This window comes from Streptomyces sp. NPDC000348 (genome assembly GCF_042898795.1).
In the GTDB taxonomy this organism is placed as follows: Bacteria; Actinomycetota; Actinomycetes; order Streptomycetales; family Streptomycetaceae; genus Streptomyces.
Map to the genome: position 1 here is coordinate 483,871 of NZ_JBIAZD010000001.1, position 18,739 is coordinate 502,609.

General features: G+C 72.3%; 18 protein-coding genes and 2 pseudogenes. 12 read left to right on the plus strand and 8 right to left on the minus strand.

The genetic code is table 11. From position 1 onward, the window contains the following. The first annotated feature begins 2 nt into the window (after positions 1–2). Positions 3–1,439: an aldehyde dehydrogenase family protein gene (locus ACFY3N_RS02285; RefSeq protein ID WP_390814757.1), complete on the plus strand. Its 1,437-nt coding sequence runs from the start codon at positions 3–5 to the stop codon at positions 1,437–1,439. Further along, positions 1,432–2,331 (plus strand): aldehyde dehydrogenase family protein, encoded by a 900-nt coding sequence (locus tag ACFY3N_RS02290; protein WP_390814758.1) that lies wholly within the window; start codon positions 1,432–1,434, stop codon positions 2,329–2,331. The genes ACFY3N_RS02285 and ACFY3N_RS02290 overlap by 8 nt, the downstream gene beginning before the upstream one ends. 154 nt (positions 2,332–2,485) lie before the next feature. Here the strand turns inward: ACFY3N_RS02290 and ACFY3N_RS02295 are convergent, their stop codons facing one another. Further along, the gene (locus ACFY3N_RS02295) at positions 2,486–2,935 is read right to left on the minus strand and encodes a hypothetical protein (protein WP_390814759.1); all 450 of its coding nucleotides are present in this window, start codon (positions 2,933–2,935) and stop codon (positions 2,486–2,488) included. 406 nt (positions 2,936–3,341) lie between these two features. Here ACFY3N_RS02295 and ACFY3N_RS02300 point away from each other — a divergent pair, with 406 nt between their 5' ends. Further along, positions 3,342–3,986, plus strand: a complete 645-nt coding sequence (locus ACFY3N_RS02300; protein ID WP_390814760.1) for a uridine kinase — start codon at positions 3,342–3,344, stop codon at positions 3,984–3,986. A 274-nt stretch (positions 3,987–4,260) separates the two neighbouring features. Here ACFY3N_RS02300 and ACFY3N_RS02305 read toward each other — a convergent pair whose 3' ends face one another. Further along, complete coding sequence (locus ACFY3N_RS02305; RefSeq protein WP_390814761.1) at positions 4,261–4,998, minus strand: SigE family RNA polymerase sigma factor; 738 nt, start codon at positions 4,996–4,998, stop codon at positions 4,261–4,263. Between the two features lie 243 nt (positions 4,999–5,241). Between ACFY3N_RS02305 and afsQ1 the strand changes: the two genes are divergently transcribed. From afsQ1 to ACFY3N_RS02330, 5 genes and pseudogenes are all read left to right on the plus strand, one after another. Then, the gene (gene afsQ1 / locus ACFY3N_RS02310) at positions 5,242–5,919 is read left to right on the plus strand and encodes a two-component system response regulator AfsQ1 (RefSeq protein ID WP_159050378.1); all 678 of its coding nucleotides are present in this window, start codon (positions 5,242–5,244) and stop codon (positions 5,917–5,919) included. Then, positions 5,916–7,519, plus strand: a pseudogene (locus ACFY3N_RS02315) (ATP-binding protein). Before afsQ1 ends, ACFY3N_RS02315 begins: the two are co-directional and overlap by 4 nt. Then, positions 7,519–8,142, plus strand: coding sequence for a hypothetical protein (locus ACFY3N_RS02320; protein WP_390814762.1), 624 nt, complete (start codon positions 7,519–7,521; stop codon positions 8,140–8,142). The pseudogene ACFY3N_RS02315 and the gene ACFY3N_RS02320 overlap by 1 nt, the downstream one beginning before the upstream one ends. A gap of 82 nt (positions 8,143–8,224) precedes the next feature. Then, a complete protein-coding gene (locus ACFY3N_RS02325; RefSeq protein WP_390814763.1) occupies positions 8,225–8,806 on the plus strand; it encodes a VanZ family protein in 582 nt (193 codons plus the stop codon). Positions 8,807–8,865: 59 nt separating this feature from the next. Beyond that, positions 8,866–9,066 carry a PspC domain-containing protein gene (locus ACFY3N_RS02330; RefSeq protein WP_390814764.1) on the plus strand — a complete coding sequence of 67 codons (201 nt, stop codon included), beginning with the start codon at positions 8,866–8,868 and terminating at the stop codon, positions 9,064–9,066. A gap of 88 nt (positions 9,067–9,154) precedes the next feature. Here ACFY3N_RS02330 and ACFY3N_RS02335 read toward each other — a convergent pair whose 3' ends face one another. Then, positions 9,155–9,502, minus strand: a complete 348-nt coding sequence (locus tag ACFY3N_RS02335) for an ATP-binding protein (protein ID WP_390814765.1) — start codon at positions 9,500–9,502, stop codon at positions 9,155–9,157. Between the two features lie 137 nt (positions 9,503–9,639). After that, on the minus strand, positions 9,640–10,797 hold the full coding sequence (locus ACFY3N_RS02340) for an adenosine deaminase (RefSeq protein WP_390814766.1): 1,158 nt from the start codon (positions 10,795–10,797) through the stop codon (positions 9,640–9,642). A gap of 113 nt (positions 10,798–10,910) precedes the next feature. Here ACFY3N_RS02340 and ACFY3N_RS02345 point away from each other — a divergent pair, with 113 nt between their 5' ends. Continuing rightward, positions 10,911–11,672 (plus strand): alpha/beta hydrolase, encoded by a 762-nt coding sequence (locus ACFY3N_RS02345; protein WP_390814767.1) that lies wholly within the window; start codon positions 10,911–10,913, stop codon positions 11,670–11,672. 135 nt (positions 11,673–11,807) lie between these two features. On the opposite strand, the gene ACFY3N_RS02350 is transcribed toward ACFY3N_RS02345, so the two are convergent. Next, complete coding sequence (locus ACFY3N_RS02350; protein ID WP_390814768.1) at positions 11,808–12,770, minus strand: LysR substrate-binding domain-containing protein; 963 nt, start codon at positions 12,768–12,770, stop codon at positions 11,808–11,810. A 63-nt stretch (positions 12,771–12,833) separates the two neighbouring features. On the opposite strand from ACFY3N_RS02350, the gene ACFY3N_RS02355 reads away from it, so the two are divergent. Together ACFY3N_RS02355 and ACFY3N_RS02360 are read left to right on the plus strand one after the other, a co-directional pair. Then, positions 12,834–14,114, plus strand: coding sequence for an MFS transporter (locus ACFY3N_RS02355; RefSeq protein ID WP_390814769.1), 1,281 nt, complete (start codon positions 12,834–12,836; stop codon positions 14,112–14,114). A gap of 239 nt (positions 14,115–14,353) precedes the next feature. After that, positions 14,354–15,379 carry a sigma-70 family RNA polymerase sigma factor gene (locus tag ACFY3N_RS02360; RefSeq protein WP_390814770.1) on the plus strand — a complete coding sequence of 342 codons (1,026 nt, stop codon included), beginning with the start codon at positions 14,354–14,356 and terminating at the stop codon, positions 15,377–15,379. Positions 15,380–15,400: 21 nt separating this feature from the next. On the opposite strand, the pseudogene ACFY3N_RS02365 reads toward ACFY3N_RS02360, so the two are convergent. Next, positions 15,401–15,685: pseudogene (locus ACFY3N_RS02365) on the minus strand (hypothetical protein); the annotation flags it as partial. A gap of 126 nt (positions 15,686–15,811) precedes the next feature. On the opposite strand from ACFY3N_RS02365, the gene ACFY3N_RS02370 reads away from it, so the two are divergent. Then, positions 15,812–16,732 carry an AEC family transporter gene (locus ACFY3N_RS02370; protein WP_390814771.1) on the plus strand — a complete coding sequence of 307 codons (921 nt, stop codon included), beginning with the start codon at positions 15,812–15,814 and terminating at the stop codon, positions 16,730–16,732. Position 16,733: 1 nt separating this feature from the next. Here the strand turns inward: ACFY3N_RS02370 and ACFY3N_RS02375 are convergent, their stop codons facing one another. Further along, entirely contained in the window at positions 16,734–17,318 is a 585-nt protein-coding gene (locus ACFY3N_RS02375) for a Uma2 family endonuclease (protein WP_390814772.1), read from the minus strand. Between the two features lie 96 nt (positions 17,319–17,414). Beyond that, entirely contained in the window at positions 17,415–18,692 is a 1,278-nt protein-coding gene (locus tag ACFY3N_RS02380) for a thymidine phosphorylase (protein WP_390815026.1), read from the minus strand. Positions 18,693–18,739: the final 47 nt, after the last annotated feature.

Below are 18,739 nucleotides of genomic sequence, written 5' to 3' on the forward strand. Positions count from 1 at the left end.
CCATGGCATCCGCATTCCAGTACGCACCGGCGCCCGAGTCCCGCTCGGTCGTCGACATCGCCCCGTCGTACGGCCTCTTCATCGACGGCGAGTTCACCGAGGCGGCCGACGGCAAGGTCTTCAAGACCGTCTCCCCCTCCACCGAGGAGGTCCTCTCCGAGGTCGCCGAGGCCGGTGAGGCGGACGTCGACCGCGCCGTGAGGGCCGCCCGCAAGGCCTTCGAGAAGTGGTCGGCGCTCCCGGGCTCCGAGCGCGCGAAGTACCTCTTCCGCATCGCCCGCCTCGTCCAGGAGCGCAGCCGCGAGCTGGCCGTCCTCGAGACCCTCGACAACGGCAAGCCGATCAAGGAGACCCGCGACACCGACCTCCCCCTGGTCGCCGCGCACTTCTTCTACTACGCGGGCTGGGCCGACAAGCTCGACCACGCCGGCTACGGCGCGAACCCGCGCCCCCTCGGCGTGGCGGGCCAGGTCATCCCCTGGAACTTCCCCCTGCTGATGCTGGCGTGGAAGATCGCCCCGGCGCTCGCGACCGGCAACACGGTGGTGCTGAAGCCCGCCGAGACGACCCCCCTCTCCGCGCTCTTCTTCGCGGACGTCTGCCGCCAGGCGGGCCTGCCCAAGGGCGTCGTCAACATCGTCACCGGCGACGGCCGCACCGGCGCCGCGCTGATCGCCCACCCGGACGTGAACAAGGTCGCCTTCACCGGTTCGACCGCCGTCGGCAAGGAGATCGCGCGCACGGTCGCGGGCACCCGCAAGAAGCTGACCCTCGAACTGGGCGGCAAGGGCGCCAACATCGTCTTCGACGACGCACCCGTCGACCAGGCCGTCGAGGGCATCGTCAACGGCATCTTCTTCAACCAGGGCCAGGTCTGCTGCGCGGGCTCCCGCCTGCTGGTCCAGGAGTCGATCCACGACGAACTCCTGGACTCCCTCAAGCGCCGCCTGACCACGCTCCGCCTCGGCGACCCGCTGGACAAGAACACCGACATCGGCGCGATCAACTCCGCCGAGCAGCTGGCCCGGATCACCGCGCTGGCCGACCAGGGCGAGGCGGAGGGCGCCGAGCGCTGGTCCCCGGCCTGCGAACTCCCGGAGAACGGCTACTGGTTCGCCCCGACGCTGTTCACGAAGGTCACCCAGGCGCACACGGTCGCCCGCGACGAGATCTTCGGCCCGGTCCTGTCCGTCCTCACCTTCCGCACGCCCGACGAGGCCGTCGCCAAGGCCAACAACACCCCGTACGGCCTGTCGGCGGGGATCTGGACGGAGAAGGGCTCGCGCATCCTGGCGGTCGCGAACAAGCTCCGCGCGGGTGTGATCTGGTCCAACACGTTCAACAAGTTCGACCCGACCTCGCCGTTCGGCGGCTACAAGGAGTCGGGCTTCGGCCGCGAGGGCGGCCGCCACGGCCTGGAGGCGTACCTCGATGTCTGAGAAGTCCGAGCAGCGACTGAGTGTCCTCAAGACCTACAAGCTGTACGTCGGCGGGAAGTTCCCGCGTTCCGAGAGCGGCCGGGTGTACGAGGTGAGCGACTCGAAGGGCAAGTGGCTGGCGAACGCGCCCCTCTCCTCCCGCAAGGACGCCCGTGACGCGGTGGTCGCCGCGCGCAAGGCGTTCGGCGGCTGGTCCGGTGCGACTGCGTACAACCGCGGCCAGATCCTGTACCGGATCGCGGAGATGCTCGAAGGCCGCCGTGACCAGTACGTCGCGGAGGTCGCCGACGCCGAGGGCCTGTCGAAGTCGAAGGCGGCGGCGCAGGTCGACGCGGCGATCGACCGCTGGGTCTGGTACGCGGGCTGGACCGACAAGATCGCCCAGGTGATCGGCGGCGGCAACCCGGTCGCGGGCCCGTACTTCAACCTGTCCTCCCCGGAGCCGACGGGCGTGGTCGCCGTCCTCGCCCCCCAGGACTCGTCCTTCCTGGGCCTGGTCTCGGTGGTCGCCCCGGTCATCGCCACCGGCAACACGGCGGTCGTGGTGGCGTCCGAGAAGTCCCCGCTCCCCGCCCTCTCCCTCGGCGAGGTGCTGGCCACCTCCGACCTCCCCGGCGGCGTGGTCAACGTCCTCTCCGGCCGCACGGCGGAGATCGCCGCCCCGCTCGCCGCGCACCAGGACGTCAACGCGATCGACCTCGCGGGCGCCGACGAGGTGCTGGCGAAGGAGCTGGAGATCGCGGCCGCGGACAACCTCAAGCGCGTCCTGCGTCCACAGCCCGTGGACGACTGGTCGGCGACTCCCGGCACCGACCGCATGACGGCGTTCCTGGAGACCAAGACGGTCTGGCACCCGACGGGCTCACTGGGCGCCTCGGGCTCCGCCTACTGACCGACCACCCCGCACCGCCGGCCGTCTTCGCGCACCGCCGGCCGGGTGCGACACGGCGTCCGTTGCCGATGATCAACCCGTTCGGAAGGTACGCATGAGGCGCGAGGCGCCTGTTCCCCGCTGCTGCCGGGGGACAGGCGCCTCGCGTAGGGATTCAGTCCTGGAGCTTCAGGCCCTTGGGTGAGGTGAGGCCCTCGGCGGGGTGGGCACGGAACGTCGCCGTCCAGACGGTGGGCGGACAGGACGCGCCGTTGGGGTGCTGTTCCGTCAGCTCGGTCCCGGTGCTGTCCTCGACGACCGTGTCACCGCTCTTCGCGGACGTCACGACGAGCCGCACCGGCACGGTCTTCGCGCCGACGTCGTCGGGCAGACGGACCGCCAGCGACATGAACGGGTCGTCGGGACCGCCCGACGCCCGCTCCCCGCAGGCGCCGTCCACGCACAGCCGGAGTTTCGCCGCGTCCGGCCCGCCGAAGTCGGCGGGCCGCCACACGACGGACACCTGCGAGTCCGCGGCGGCCTCGGTGCACGGCGTGTCCCGACCGAGGACCGAGCATCCGGTCAGGGCCACCGCCAGCAGCGGGACGAACAGGGATCGGCGCATGTCAATACCTCGCTACGGTGGCGGGGAAGGCGCTGTCGGCCGGCCCGATGTCGGTAAAGTACAGCCAACACGCGCCCGTCGATCAGGCGTTGCCGTCGCCGGCCTGCGCGACCACGGGCCACGCATCACGCCACGGGCGCTCGACGGACGGGGCGAACGTCACGCCGTCTCCCGCGTGGTCGCCACGGTTGCCACGGAAGCGAGCGCCACCGAGGCGGTCGCGAGGACGGCCAGGGCGCGTCGGGCGGTCGGCGTCCCGGGTGCCTTGTGTCGGGCCATCGCTCCGCCACCTGCCACTTCCACCGGGTAATCGGGCCGAAACGGAGCGTAGTCGAAGTGTGACGCGCGCTTCAAAGCCGTACCGCGGGGCGTACTCCGCCCGGAGGATGCCTCAGACTGGTGTCCCGTGAGTTCCCTGTCGCCCATATCCGCGCGAGTCGTGCTGCTCTGCGGCCCCTCCGGCTCCGGCAAGTCCCTCATCGCGGCCCGTTCCGGTCTTCCCGTGCTGCGCCTCGACGACTTCTACAAGGAGGGCGACGACCCGACCCTGCCCCTCGTGGCGGGCAGTTCCGACATCGACTGGGACCACCCCGGCTCCTGGGACGCGGACACCGCCGTCGCCGCGATCGACCGGCTGTGCCGCACGCGTCGTACGCCGGTTCCCGTCTACGACATCGCGCTGAGCGCCCGTACCGGCGAGGGGACCGTCGACATCGGCGGCACGCCGCTGTTCATCGCCGAGGGCATCTTCGCCGCGGAGATCGTCGAGCGCTGCCGTGAACTGGGCCTGCTGGCCGACGCGCTGTGCCTGAACCGCGGTCCGGTGCGGACGTTCCGGCGGCGGTTCCTGCGGGACCTGAAGGAGGGCCGCAAGTCGGTGCCGTTCCTGCTGCGCCGCGGCTGGCGGCTGATGCGGCTGGAGCGGTCGATCGTGGCCCGTCAGACGGCGCTGGGCGCGTACGCCTGTGACCGGGACGAGGCGCTGGGCCGCCTCGCGAGGGCGGCGGTGGCCGGACGCCCGGCGCCGACGGGTACGAGCACCCCGGCCTAGCGGTCCCGGCGCACGAACGAAACGAAAGGCGGGACTGGGCGGGCCCCCCGGCCCTCCAGTCCCGCTGTTTCGTACTCCCCCGTGATCCCCCGTGTTCCCCCGTGGTCACCCGGATCCCTCTAGGTCCCCCGGATCCGCAGAGGTCCCCCGTGACCCCTTCGTGCTTCCCCCTCCGGTCCCCCGTCGGTCACGGTGACGTCCCCCGACGTCCCCGCGGTTCCCCCCGGGTCTCCCGGGATCCCCCGGATCCCGGCCCCCGTTTTCCCCCGAACCTTCAGGCGACGAGCTCCCCGAAGGCGTTCTCCTCGTCACGGCCGAAGCTGAGGACCTCGTCCTCGCGCAGCCGGCGGAGCGACCGCCAGATGCTGGACTTCACCGTGCCGACACTGATGCCGAGGATGTCCGCGATCTCCGGGTCCGTGCGGCCCTCGTAGTAGCGCAGGACCAGCATGGTCCGCTGGAGCTCGGGCAGCCGGGCCAGCGCCTGCCACAGCACGGCGCGCAGCTCGGTGCCGCGCATCGCGTCCGTGTCACCGGCCGTCTCCGGCAGCTCCTCGGTCGGGTACTCGTTCAGCTTGCGGCGGCGCCACGCGCTGATGTGCAGGTTGGTCATGGTGCGGCGGAGGTATCCGCCGACCGCCGCCTTGTCGCTGATCCGGTCCCACGCCCGGTAGGTCGAGAACAGCGCGCTCTGCAGCAAGTCCTCGGCCTCGAAGCGGTCGCCGGTCAGGTGGTAGGCGGTGGCGTACAGGGAGGCGCGGCGCTCCTGGACGTAGGCGGTGAACTCCGCCTCCGTCAGCGAGCGGCGCTCCCCCGGGCCCTCCCCGTACGCGTTCCCCCCGTCGGTCTCCCCCGTGGGCGCGTCAACCACCGTCATGATCGTGGTGTGCTGACGCCCGGTGCTGCGAGCGCACCCCCGCATGCTCACCGCACCGGACTTCTCGGAACACCGGTGCACGTCGTGCAGACGCGTGATCACTGCGCTGGTGCTGGTGCCGTGCAGCGTGTTCATCTCGCGCCCCCCGTCGTGGACTTCCGGTGTTCTGCCCTGCCGTTGTGCTTGTGCCGAAAAGCTTGCCGGTGGACCTTCATGGCCGTGTCAGCCGACTGTCACAGACGTGTCACAGGGGTCGGCCGCGGCGGGGCCGCGGATCCTTCACCGACGTCCATGGACGGAGCGGCACGTATGGGGGCTCAACGGGCATCTGCCGTCCACGGGTCGAACAGGAAGCCCTCCATGGGCCAGAATGAGCCCGTGCCTTCCCTGTTGCTGATCGAGGACGACGACGCCATCCGCACGGCCCTGGAGCTCTCCCTGACGCGCCAGGGCCACCGGGTGGCGACCGCTGCCAGCGGTGAGGACGGTCTGAAGCTGCTGCGCGAGCAGCGGCCGGATCTGATCGTGCTGGATGTGATGCTGCCCGGCATCGACGGGTTCGAGGTGTGCCGGCGCATCCGGCGCACGGACCAGTTGCCGATCATCCTGCTGACCGCGCGCAACGACGACATCGACGTGGTGGTCGGGCTGGAGTCCGGTGCCGACGACTACGTCGTCAAACCGGTGCAGGGCCGGGTGCTGGACGCCCGCATCCGGGCGGTGCTGCGGCGCGGGGAGCGGGAGTCCAGTGACTCGGCGACCTTCGGCAGCCTGGTCATCGACCGTTCGGCGATGACGGTGACGAAGAACGGCGAGGACCTCCAGCTGACGCCGACCGAGCTGCGGCTGCTGCTGGAGCTGAGCCGGCGTCCGGGCCAGGCGCTGTCCCGGCAGCAGCTGCTGCGGCTGGTGTGGGAGCACGACTACCTGGGCGACTCGCGCCTGGTGGACGCGTGCGTCCAGCGGCTGCGGGCCAAGGTCGAGGACGTGCCGTCGTCCCCGACGCTGATCCGTACCGTGCGCGGTGTCGGCTACCGGCTGGACACGCCTCAGTGACACAGGAGCACCAAGGGGGTCCCGCGACTGGTCCGCGGCGCGCAGGGGAGTCTGGTCACGGCTGCGGTTCACCAGCCTGCGGCTGCGGCTGGTCGTGGTGTTCGGGCTGGTCGCGCTGACCGCCGCGGTGTCCGCGTCCGGCATCGCGTACTGGCTGAACCGCGAGTCGGTGCTGACCCGTACCCAGGACGCGGTGCTGCGCGACTTCGAGCAGGAGATGCGGAACCGGGCGGGCGCGCTGCCCGAGCACCCCACGCAGGACGAACTGCAGCGCACGGCGGGCCAGATGGCGAACAGCAGCCAGCGCTTCACCGTGCTGCTGGTCGCCGAGGACCCCGACGGGCGGACCGTGTACGGCGGTTCGGGCGGGCTGAACGGCTTCTCGCTGCAGGACGTGCCGGTCTCGCTGCGCGAGGCGGTGACCGAGCGGCAGAGGATCACGTCGAACAACACGGCCCCGCACCACCTGTACTGGCAGCGGATCGTCGACGGCGACACCCCGTACCTGGTGGCGGGGACGCGGGTGATCGGCGGCGGGCCGACCGGCTACATGCTGAAGTCGCTGGAGCCGGAGGCCAAGGACCTCAACTCGCTGGCCTGGTCGCTGGGGATCGCCACCGGGCTGGCGCTGATAGGTTCCGCGCTGCTCGCGCACGCGGCGGCCACGACGGTGCTGAAGCCGGTGCAGCGGCTCGGCGTGGCCGCGCGGCGGCTCGGCGAGGGGAAGCTGGACACGCGGCTCAGGGTGTCGGGCACCGATGAACTGGCGGATCTGTCCCGGACGTTCAACAAGGCGGCCGAGGCGCTGGAGAAGCGGGTGGCGGACATGGCGGGACGCGACGAGGCGTCCCGGCGGTTCGTGGCGGACATGAGCCACGAGCTGCGTACGCCGCTGACCGCGATCACGGCGGTGACCGAGGTCCTGGAGGAGGAGCTGGAGTCCGAGGGCGGCGGCATCGATCCGATGATCGAGCCCGCGGTACGGCTGGTGGTGAGCGAGACCCGGCGGCTGAACGACCTGGTGGAGAACCTGATGGAGGTGACCCGCTTCGACGCGGGCACCGCCCGGCTGGTCCTCGACGACGTCGACATGTCCGACCAGATCACCGCCTGCATCGACGCGCGTGCCTGGCTGGACGCGGTCGACCTGGACGCCGAGCGCGGCATCCACGCCCGGATCGACCCGCGCCGGCTGGACGTGATCCTGGCGAACCTGATCGGGAACGCGCTGAAGCACGGCGGGTCGCCGGTGCGGGTCTCGGTGCGGGAGGAGGGCGCGGAGGGCGCCGGGGACGGGGGCACGGTGGTCATCGAGGTGCGGGACCACGGGCCGGGCATCCCGGAGGAGGTCCTGCCGCACGTCTTCGACCGCTTCTACAAGGCGAGCGCCTCGCGGCCGCGTTCCGAGGGCAGTGGTCTGGGGCTGTCCATCGCGCTGGAGAACGCCCACATCCACGGCGGCGAGATCACCGCGGCCAACTCCCCCGAGGGCGGTGCCGTGTTCACCCTGCGGCTGCCGCGGGACGTGTCCGCGCAGAGCCCCTCGGAGGAGACCGAAGGGACCGGCGGGGCCGGGGACGAGGGCGCTGAGGGGGCCTGATGAACGTACGACGGACCGCCGTGCGCCGTGTGCCGGCGCTGCTGGCCGCGGGAGCGCTCGGGGCGCTGCTCGCCGGGTGCGGGATACGGGCCACGGAGGTGCCGACCGACTTCGGGCCGGCGCCGTCGCGGGTGCTCTGCTCGCCGGCCGAGCCGGAGGCACCGGCGCAGGCGGAGCGGGGGCTGCCGGTGCGGGTGTTCCTGCTGTGCGGGTCGTCGCTGGTGGCCGTGGACCGGACGGTGCGGGTGCCGGACGGGGCGGCGGACTCGCGGCGCGTGCCGGTGGCGCAGGGACTGCTGGACGAGTTGTCCGAGGAGCCGTCGGCCGCCGAGCAGCAGGCCGGGTACGGCACGCGGGTGCGGCCCGGTACGACCGTGAGCGGTCCGCGGCCCGACGATCCGGAGGACACGCTGCGGCTGAGCACCGCACTCGGGAGTCTCACCCCCGCCGGGCTCGCGCAGGTCGTGTGCACCTTCTCCGACTCGGCGGCGGCCGAGGGCGACGGCTCGGTGGTCCTGGGCGGTCCCGACGACGCCCGGCCGCGCCGCTACGAGTGCACGGACGAGGTCCGGTCCCGGCCGGACGACGGGGAACCGCCGTCCTCGGAGGCCACCGGCGGGTGAGCCCGCGCTGTGGCGCATGCCTCATGCGGTGAACGGGTGACATCCCGGAACCGATCGTGCCGGCGGCCGCGTCTAGGGGGGCGTGCAGCGTCAAGGCCTCATCGGCAGCTCCGCCGCGACCCGTATCCGTGTGACAGGGGGTCTCCTCCTGGCCGCGTATCTCGCGTTCGTCGCCTGGTACACGCTGCGCCCTCTGGACGTCCCTTGGGTGATGCCCGCCAATCTGCGGCCGCTGGACGGCATCCGGGGCGACTTCGCGCTGGGCTGGACGACGGGGGTCCGCCGGGTCGGTGAGGGGCTGGCGCTGCTCGCGCCGCTGGGGGTGCTGCTGCCGATGGCCGGGGGCCGGCTGGCCGTCTCGCGGCTGGGTTCGCTGATCCGCACCACGGCGGCGGCCGCGCTGGTGTCACTGGCCGTCGAGATGTTGCAGACGGCGGTGCCCGGCCAGGTCGTGGACGTCGACTCGCTGCTGCTCAACACGGCGGGCGCGGCGCTCGCGCATGCGGCGGTGGTGCCGGCGGGCCGCGCCCGGCTGCGCCGCCTGGCGGTGCGGCGGGCCGTCCCGGCCCTCCTCGTGGAGGAGGCGTCTCAGGGGAGGACCCCGACGATTCCCAGGGTCGGGATCGCCCCGTGGAGTGATGCTTTGCCCCCTTCGTCTCCGTAACGTGGAGTGCACGGAGGCAGCCGGTCGGGAGGCCTCGTACCGCTCACGAAGGAGTCGCGATGAGCCGCCTCGTCCGCCCCACCAACGACCGCATGATCGGCGGAGTGTGCGCCGCGCTGGCCCGGCGCTTCGGCACCTCCACGACCACGATGCGGGTGATCTTCCTGCTGTCGTGCCTGCTCCCGGGACCGCAGTTCCTGCTGTACATAGCGCTGTGGATCCTGTTGCCGTCGGAGGACAAGGCCCGGGCCGCCTGGTGACTCCGCCGCGCCGTCCCCCGCGCGTACGCCGCGGGGGCGCGACCCTGGACCGGGTCGCGCCCCCTCGGTACGTTCCCGCCGGGCGGGGTCAGGCGCCGACCGGCACCCCGTTGAGAGCGACGCCCTGGGTGGGCAGGCCCTGCAGCGGCAGGCCACCGAGGAGACCGGCGGCCGGGACCTCCGGGCCCACCTGCGCGGCGACCGGCTGCGCGGCCGCCGCGCCGGTGCCGGCCAGTTCCTGGCCCGTCGCCAGCGCCCGGTCCGAGTCGGGCAGCGCGGTGGACAGCTTCTCCGCCGGTACGGCCCGGTCGACGGTGTCCAGCGCCGGAGCGGCGTCCGGGACGGCCGGGGCCGCGTGGGCGGCACCGGGACCGGCGGCGGCGAAGGCGGCACCCAGCACGGCGACACCGAGGGTCTTGGCAGCAGACTGCTTCATGGAATGCGTCCTCGAAATGGGATACGGGGAGTGAGCGGTGCTGAGACCGTAGGCACGGGGCCGCTCCCGCCGCAAACATCGAAATGCGGACGGATGGTGAACGCCCGCGGTGTTCACGTTTTCCCCGGACGCCGGCCTCAGCTTTCCCTTTCCGGAGAACCGCTGGTGGAAGCCGTCTGACGGAACAGCCATTCGGATTTCAGCTCGGCGTATCCGGGCTTGATGACGTCATTGATCATGGCCAGCCGTTCATCGAAAGGAATGAACGCCGATTTCATCGCATTGACGGAGAACCACTGCATGTCGTCCAGCGTGTAACCGAACGCCTCGACCAGGTGCTCGAACTCCCGGCTCATGCCGGTGTGGGACATCAGGCGGTTGTCGGTGTTCACCGTGGCCCGGAAGTGCAGCCGGCGCAGCAGGCCGATGGGGTGCTCGGCGTACGAGGCGGCGGCCCCGGTCTGGAGGTTGGAGCTCGGGCAGAGCTCCAGCGGGATGCGCTTGTCGCGGACGTAGGAGGCCAGCCGGCCTAGTTCGACCGTGCCGTCGTCGCGGACCCGGATGTCGTCGATGATGCGCACCCCGTGCCCGAGCCGGTCGGCGCCGCACCACTGGAGGGCCTGCCAGATGGACGGCAGCCCGAACGCCTCGCCGGCGTGGATGGTGAAGTGGTTGTTCTCCCGCTTCAGGTACTCGAAGGCGTCGAGGTGCCGGGTGGGCGGGTAGCCGGCCTCGGCGCCCGCGATGTCGAAGCCGACGACGCCCAGGTCCCGGTAGCGGTTGGCGAGTTCGGCGATCTCCAGGGAGCGGGCGGCGTGCCGCATCGCGGTGAGGAGGGCGCCGACCCGGATGCGGTGGCCGTTCCCCTTCGCGCGCCGCTCCCCCTGCCGGAAGCCCTCGTTGACCGCCTCGACGACCTCTTCGAGGGTCAGTCCGCCTTCGAGGTGCTGCTCGGGCGCGTAGCGCACCTCGGCGTAGACGACCCCGTCCTCGGCGAGGTCCTCGGCGCACTCGGCGGCGACCCGGACGAGGGCGTCGCGGGTCTGCATGACGCCGACGGTGTGCGAGAACGTCTCCAGGTACCGCTCCAGGGAGCCGGAGTCGGCGGCCTCCCTGAACCACAGGCCGAGCTTGTCGGGGTCGGTCTCGGGGAGCCGGGCGTACCCGCTCTCGCGGGCCAGGTCCACGACGGTGCCGGGGCGCAGCCCGCCGTCGAGGTGGTCGTGCAGCAGAACCTTGGGCGCCCGGCGGATCTGCTCCGTCGTCGGGGTGTTCGCGGTGGTCTGGCTGGTCATCTCCGCACTCTAACTCCTACGCGCGTAGATCACCTGGCGGGCGAATCCGTCGATACCCAACGGTGACCGCACGGCCGGGTGGAGTACACCCGCGCTTCTGAGAATGTTCTGTCATGGCACAGGAAGCGACGCCGGTTCGCACGGCCCGGCTGGGGAGGGCGCTCGGCCCGGAGCCGACGACGGTGAGCGGAGTGGTACTGCTGCTCCCCGGCGGCGAGGAGGTGTCCGGCCGCAGACCGTCCGCCGTGGTGGCGGCCGCCTCCGTACGCGCCCTGGGGCGCCGTCTCACCCGCGCGGGCCGGGACCAGGGTCTCGCCGCCCACGTCGTCCACTACCGCTACCGGGGCTGGAACGGCAGCGAGGCGCATCTCGCGCGCGACGCCGCGTGGGCCGCCGACGAGGCCGTGCGGCGCTACGGGGACGTCCCCGTCTGCCTCGCCGGGATCGGCATGGGCGGCAGGGCGGCGCTCCGCGCGGGGGGCCACGAGGCCGTCAACTCCGTGCTGGCGATGGCCCCCTGGCTGCCGGACGAGGATGTGGCGGCGCCACCCGAACCGGTGAAACAGCTCGCCGGGCGGCGGGTGCTGATCGTGCACGGCACGAACGACGCGCGGAGCGATCCCGAGTTGTCGTTCCGGCTGGCGGCGCGGGCGAAGAAGGCGAACCGGGAGGTGTGCCGGTTCGAAGTCCACTCGGACGGGCACGGCTTGAGCCAGTACCGGGACGAGGTGCTGGCACTGGCGGAGGACTTCGTGATGGGGGTGCTGTTCGGGCGGGCGTTCTCACGGCCCGTGCGGGACGCCTTGGCGGCGCCTCCGCCGTTGGGGCTGCGGATGCCGCTTGCTGCCGGGTTCGGCAAGTCTTTGCGGCGGTAGCGCCGTTGCGGTTCGTGTCGTGTCGGGACTGCGGGCCGTCGGTGGCCGATCGCGCCCACGCGGCGGAGCCGCATATCGGTACAGCCCCGCGCCCCTGGGTGTGTTGCCCCTACGTCGGCAGTCGGTTGCCCCTTCTCACGCGGGCAGCAGCGTGCCTCTCTTGGAGAGGAGGAACTTCTTGAAGGCCGCCACCGGGGGCGTGTCCGGGTGGCCGGCCAGCCAGGCCACGCCGATCTCCCTGGCCGCCCGGGGGGCCGTGACCGTCAGTTCCACCACTCCGGGGCGGGGGAAGGCCGGTGGGGGGAGGAGGGCCACGCCCAGGCCCGCCGCCACCAGGCCGCGCAGGGTTTCGGCCTCCTCGCCCTCGAAGGCGATGCGGGGCCTGAAGCCGGCCTGGGCGCAGAGGTCGTCGGTGATGCGGCGCAGGCCGTAGCCGGGTTCCAGGGTCACGAAGGTCTCGTCGGCGGCTTCGGCCAGGCGGATGCGGCGGCGGACGGCGAGGCGGTGGTCGGCGGGGACGACCAGGCGCAGTTTCTGCTCGTCGAGGCGGCGGGCGACGAGATCGGGGGCGTCGGGCACCGGGGAGGTCAGGCACAGGTCGAGTTCGCCCGCGCGGAGGCGTTCCAGCATGGCCTCGCCGTAGTTCTGGACCAGGCTGAAGCGGATGCGCGGGTGGTCGGCGCGGAAGGCGTGCAGCAGGCCGGGGACGGTCTCGGCGCCCATGGTGTGCAGGAAGCCGAAGGCGACCTTGCCGGTGGCGGGGTCGGCGTCGGCGCGCACCTCGTCGGCGGCGCGCTCGATCTCGGCGAGGGCGCGCTCGACGGAGGTGAGGAAGGTGCGGCCGGCCGGGGTGAGGGAGAGGGTGCGGCCGTGGCGGGCGAACAGTTCGACGCCCAGGTCCTGTTCGAGGCGGACCATCGCCCGGGAGAGGGTGGACTGCGGGACCTGCATCTCCTGGGCGGCGCGGGTGACGTGCTCGGTGCGGGCGACGCCGGCGAAGTGGGCGAGGCGGGGTGCGAGCAGCCTCGCCATGTCTTCCGTGTCTCGTGTGTCACTGGTTCGTGACAGTCGCTCCCATGACCTCTGCTGATGCTCCATGGGAACGATTATGTCTATTCCATGCATTGGACGGATGAGCGGGGGCGTACGTAGTTTCGAGGCATGACTCCCGCCAGTACCGGGGCGTCCACCAGCGTGGGCGCCGTCGCATCCGTTCCTTCGACCCGGCCCGTCCCCGACTCCCGGATGTATCCGGGCGGACCCGGTTACCGCCGGATGAGTCTCGCCCTGTTCCTCGCGGGCGTCGCGACCTTCGCGCTGCTGTACTCCACCCAGGCCCTGCTGCCGCTGATCTCCGGCGACTTCGCGGTGAGCGCGGGTGACGCGAGCTGGACGGTGGCGGCGGCGACCGGTGGCCTGGCGCTGTTCGTGCTGCCGATGAGCGCGCTGTCGGAGCGTTACGGACGGCGTACGGTCATGACGGCCTCGCTGGCCGTCGCGGTGACCCTCGGACTGCTGGTGCCGTTCGCGCCGTCGCTGGGCGCGCTGGTGGCGCTGCGGGCGCTGCAGGGTGCGGCGCTGGCCGGGCTGCCGGCGTCGGCGACCGCGTACCTCGCGGAGGAGGTCACGCCGAAGGCGCTGGTGACCGCGATCGGGCTGTTCGTCGCCGGCAACAGCGTCGGCGGGATGAGCGGCCGGGTGATCACCGGCTGGGTGGCTCAGGAGTGGGGCTGGCGGGTCGCCGTCGGGGTGATCGGCGCGGTCGCGGTGGCGTGCGCGGTGGCGTTCCGGCTGCTGCTGCCGGCGCCGAGGCACTTCCGTCCGGGCTCGCTGCGGCCGCGCGTGCTGGCGCGGACCGTCCGGGACCACCTCGCCAACCCGCTGCTGCGGCGTCTGTACGCCATCGGCGCGCTGTTCATGACGGTGTTCGGCGGGGTCTACACGGTCATCGGCTACCGGCTGACCGAGGCGCCGTTCTCGCTGCCGCAGGGCATCGTGGGCTCGATCTTCCTGGTCTACCTGGTGGGTACGGCCTCGGCGTCGGCGGCGGGGCGGCTGGTGGGGCGGCTGGGCCGCCGGGGCGCGCTGTACGCGGGGGGCGGGACGACCGCGGCGGGGCTGCTGCTGTCGCTGGCCGGGTCGCTGCCGGTGGTGCTGCTGGGGCTGGTGCTGATCACGGCGGGCTTCTTCGCGGGGCACGCGGTGGCGTCGTCGGCGGTCGGGAAGACGGCGACGGTGGGGCGGGCGCAGGCGTCGGCCCTGTACCAGTCCGCGTACTACGTCGGGTCCAGCGCGGGCAGCACGGTGGGCGCGCTCGCGTTCCACTCGGGGGGCTGGGCCGGGACGGTGGGAGTCGGGCTGGTGGCGGTCGCCGGGGTCGCGGCGATCACCCTGGCCGGGACCCGGGCGGCGGCGAGGGCGGCCGTGGTCCGGCCGGCCTGAGGCCTTCCGCCCCCGCCGCCCTTTCCCGTCCCGCCCCGGGGCTCCGCTCCGGACCCCCGCTCCTCAGAGGCCGGAAGGGCTGGTCCCAGCCCTTCCGGCCTCTGAGGAGCGGGGGCGGGGAATCTCTTGGGTCAGCGGCCCTGACCTGCACGTTCGTCGGCTCGGAGGGCCGTTGTCAGTGGGCTGCGGTAGCTTCCGAAGTGGTGGACCGCGACGACACCGCATGGGGTGGGCCGACGATGACGAACAGCACCGCGACGACGACCGATCTGGACGCCAGGCTGGAGGCGCACCGGGTCGAACTGACCGGGTACTGCTACCGGATGCTGGGCTCCTCCTTCGAGGCGGAGGACGCGGTGCAGGACACGATGATCCGCGCCTGGCGCAGCTTCGACAGGTTCGAGGGCCGCTCCAGCCTGCGCTCGTGGCTCTACCGCATCGCGACCAACGTCTGTCTGGACATGCTGTCGGCGGGCAACAAGCGGGCCCGGCCGATGGACCTGACGGAGTCCACACCGCTGGCGCAGGCGGCCCTCTCCCCCCGCCCGGACAGCACGTGGCTGGAGCCGATGCCCGACTCCCGGGTGCTGCCCACACCGGCCGACCCGGCGGAGGCGGCGGTCGCCAAGGAGTCGGTGCGGCTCGCCTTCATGGCCGCGCTGCAGCAGCTGCCGGCCAGGCAGCGGGCGGTGCTGATCCTGCGGGAGGTGCTGGCCTGGAAGGCGAGTGAGGTCGCCGAGCTGCTGGGCACGTCGGTCGCGTCGGTGAACAGCGCGCTCCAGCGGGCCCGGGCGACGCTGGCGGAGCGGCGGCAGCCGGGAGCCGACGCGTCGGTGTCCGACCCGCTGGACGAGGAGCAGCAGAAGCTGCTCGAGCGCTACGTGGCGGCGTTCGAGGGGTACGACATGTCGGCGCTGACCGCGCTGCTGCACGAGGACGCCCTCATGACGATGCCGCCGTTCGACCTCTGGCTGACCGGCGTCGACGACATCACGGGCTTCATGACGACGCTGGGCGCCGCCTGCGCGGGTTCGCGGCTGGTGCCGGTGGAGGTCAACGGGCTGCCGGGGTTCGCGCAGTACAAGCCGGACCCGGAGGCCGGCGGTTTCGCGCCGTGGGCGGTCCAGGTGCTGGAGATATCAGACGGCCGGATCACCGGGTTCCACTGCTTCCTCGACACCGAGCGGTGGTTCCCGCTGTTCGGGCTGCCCCTCCACCTCGAAGCGGAGGCCGACCAGGTCGAGCAGGGCGCACAGCGCCGGTGAGGGGTCGCGCAGCCGTATCCGCCCGCCGGACCGGCGGGCGGTGAGCTGGAGCCGTGCGAGCAGGTTCACGGCGGCGAGGCCGGCCGGACCCAGCCCGGCGACGTCGCACACGACCACCCGGCCCGAGCCGCCTCCACTTCCGCCACCGCCTCCACTTCCGCCGCCGTCACCCCCGCCGTCCAGCAGCGCCCGCAGCGCGTCGCAGGGCCCGCTCACCCCGTCCCGGGTGAGGGGGCCGCTGAGCACGAGTACGGGCGGTGTCATGGCGTCCACGACCAGTAGACCGGGCGGTGGCGCGTAACTCATCGCGGGAGCCGGCGCCGTAAGGATCACATTGACCCGGGGCGGCCCGGCCCGGAGGGTTGGGTGTATGCGCCATAGATCATCCCCGCCCCCGCCGTCCGGTGCCCTTCGCCTCCGCGAGGAGCCGTCGTGCAGGGGGTGCTGAGCGGATTCCTGGTGATCGCCGTCGTCATCGGCGTCGGCTATGTCATCGGCCGCCGGGGGTATCTCGGCGCACAGGGCCGCGAGGTCCTGACGAAGCTGGCGTTCCACGTGGCGTCGCCCGCGCTGCTGTTCACCACGCTCGCCCGGGCCGACCTGTCGGTGGTCTTCTCCAGCCGGCTCCTGGTCACCGCGCTGAGCACGGCGGCGGTGGCGGGCGTCTTCGTCGCGGTGGGTGTCGTACGGGGCTGGGGCGTGGGCCGCACCACCATCGGCGCCCTGTGCTCCAGCTACGTCAACTCCGGCAACCTGGGCATCCCGATCGCCGTGTACGTGCTGGGCGACGCCTCGCTCGTGGCGCCGGTGCTGCTGTTCCAGCTGGTCGGGGTCACGCCGGTCGCGCTGACGATCCTCGACCTGTCGACGGCGGGTGAGAAGCAGCCGCTGTGGCGGCGGCTCCTGACCCCGTTGCGCAATCCGATCGCGGTGGGGTCGCTGGCGGGGGTGGCGGTGTCGGCGGCCGGGATCGGGATACCGGGCCCGGTGTGGGACCCGGTGACCCTGATCGGCAACATGGCGGTCCCCGCCGTGCTCCTCGCCTTCGGCATCTCGCTGCGCGGCAGCACCCTGCCCCTGCGGGGCGGTGACCGCGGCGCGGTCCTCCTCGCCGTGGCGCTGAAGGCGGTGGGCCAGCCGCTGGCCGCCTGGGCGCTGGCGGTGGGCGTCTTCGGCCTGCGCGGGGCGCACCTGCTGGACGTGGTGGTGACGTCGGCCCTCCCGGCCGCCCAGAACCTCTTCACGTACGCCGGCAGGTACCGGGTGGGCGAGACGCTGGCCCGGGAGGCGATCCTGGTGTCGACGGTGCTGTCGGTGCCGGTCCTGGTGGTGGTGGCGGCGCTGCTGGGGTGAGTCAGCTCTCGGGGAACTCGCCGGTGTCGATGACGAGGTCGAAGGGGGCGGGGAGCTTGATCGGCTCGCCGAACTTCGCGGTGCTCAAGGGACGGTAGACATCCCCCTGCGGTTCGCCGTAGAGCGTCGCGGTCGGGCCGTCGGGGGCCCAGCGGTCGACGAGGAGGTACAGCGGGATGCCCGCGGTGGCGTAGGCGGCGGGCTTGCCGACGCGGTCGTCGCGGGCGTTGGACTTCGAGGTGACCTCGACGACCAGCTCGGCGAGGGCGGCGGGGATGTGGGTGTCCGACTCGGTGTGGTCCCGCCTCGGAGCCACCACGAGATCCGGGATGAGCATGCCCACCCGCGAGGGCACGGCAATCGCCAGCGTCTGGAAAATCCCCCAGTCCGGTGGAATCACCGAGTAGAGGCGACGCTGAATACTTTCCGCGATCAAGTTGTGACGGTAAGCGGGAGCGGGTGACACGGTGATGATCCCCTCGATGATCTCCACCTTGCTGCCCTCGGGCCATTCCATCTCCTCCCAGAACCGGACGAGGTCGTCCCAGCTCTGGTCGGGGTCCTGGCTCACGGTGAGTGCGCTCATGGCGGTCTCCTCTTCGGTGCGTCACCGAGTCCAGCATGCCGAACGGGACCGGTGGGGGTCCACCGGTCCCGTTCATCCGCATGGGGAAAGCCCTGGTCAGGCGATACGTTCCAGCACGACCGGCGTGGCCGTGAAGTCCGTGCCGGGGGCCTCGATGTCGTAGGAGCCCTCGATCGACCGGAGTGCGTAGTCGAAGCGTTCCGGGGTGTCCGTGTGGAGGGTCAGGAGGGGCTGGCCCTCCGTCACCGTGTCGCCGGGCTTGGCGTGCATCTCGACGCCCGCGCCCGCCTGCACCGGGTCCTCCTTGCGGGCGCGGCCCGCGCCGAGGCGCCAGGCGGCGACGCCGATGTCGTAGGCGTCCAGACGGGTCAGGACTCCGGAGGACGGGGCCTTGATCACGTGCTGTTCGCGCGCGACCGGCAGCTCCGCGTCCGGGTCGCCGCCCTGGGCCGCGATCATGCGGCGCCAGACGTCCATCGCGGAGCCGTCGGCGAGGGCCTTGGCCGGGTCGGCGTCGCGCAGGCCCGCCGCGTCCAGCATCTCGCGGGCCAGGGCGAGGGTCAGCTCGACGACGTCCGAGGGGCCGCCGCCCGCCAGGACCTCGACCGACTCGCGGACCTCCAGGGCGTTGCCGGCGGTCAGGCCGAGCGGGGTGGACATGTCGGTCAGGAGGGCGACCGTCTTCACGCCGGAGTCGGTGCCCAGGCCCACCATCGTGCGGGCCAGTTCGCGGGCGTCGTCCAGGGTCTTCATGAAGGCGCCGGTGCCGACCTTCACGTCGAGGACCAGGGAGCCGGTGCCCTCCGCGATCTTCTTCGACATGATCGAGGAGGCGATCAGCGGGATCGCCTCGACCGTGCCGGTGACGTCCCGGAGCGCGTACAGCTTCTTGTCCGCCGGGGCCAGTCCGTCGCCCGCCGCGCAGATCACCGCGCCGGTGCCGTCGAGCACCGACAGCATCTCCTCGTTGGAGAGCAGCGCGCGCCAGCCGGGGATCGACTCCAGCTTGTCGAGCGTGCCGCCGGTGTGGCCGAGGCCGCGGCCGGACAGCTGCGGCACGGCCGCGCCGCAGGCCGCGACCAGCGGGGCCAGCGGGAGGGTGATCTTGTCGCCGACGCCGCCCGTGGAGTGCTTGTCGGCGGTGGGGCGGGAGAGCGAGGAGAAGTCCATGCGCTCGCCGGAGGCGATCATCGCGGCCGTCCAGCGGGCGATCTCGCTCCGGTTCATGCCGTTGAGGAGGATCGCCATCGCGAGGGCCGACATCTGCTCGTCGGCCACCTCCCCGCGGGTGTACGCGTCGATCACCCAGTCGATCTGCTCGTCGCTGAGTTCGCCGCGGTCCCGCTTGGTGCGGATGACGGAGATGGCGTCCATGGCCATGGCTGGCGTTCCTTCCGGGGGTGCGAAGGGTGCGGCCCCTC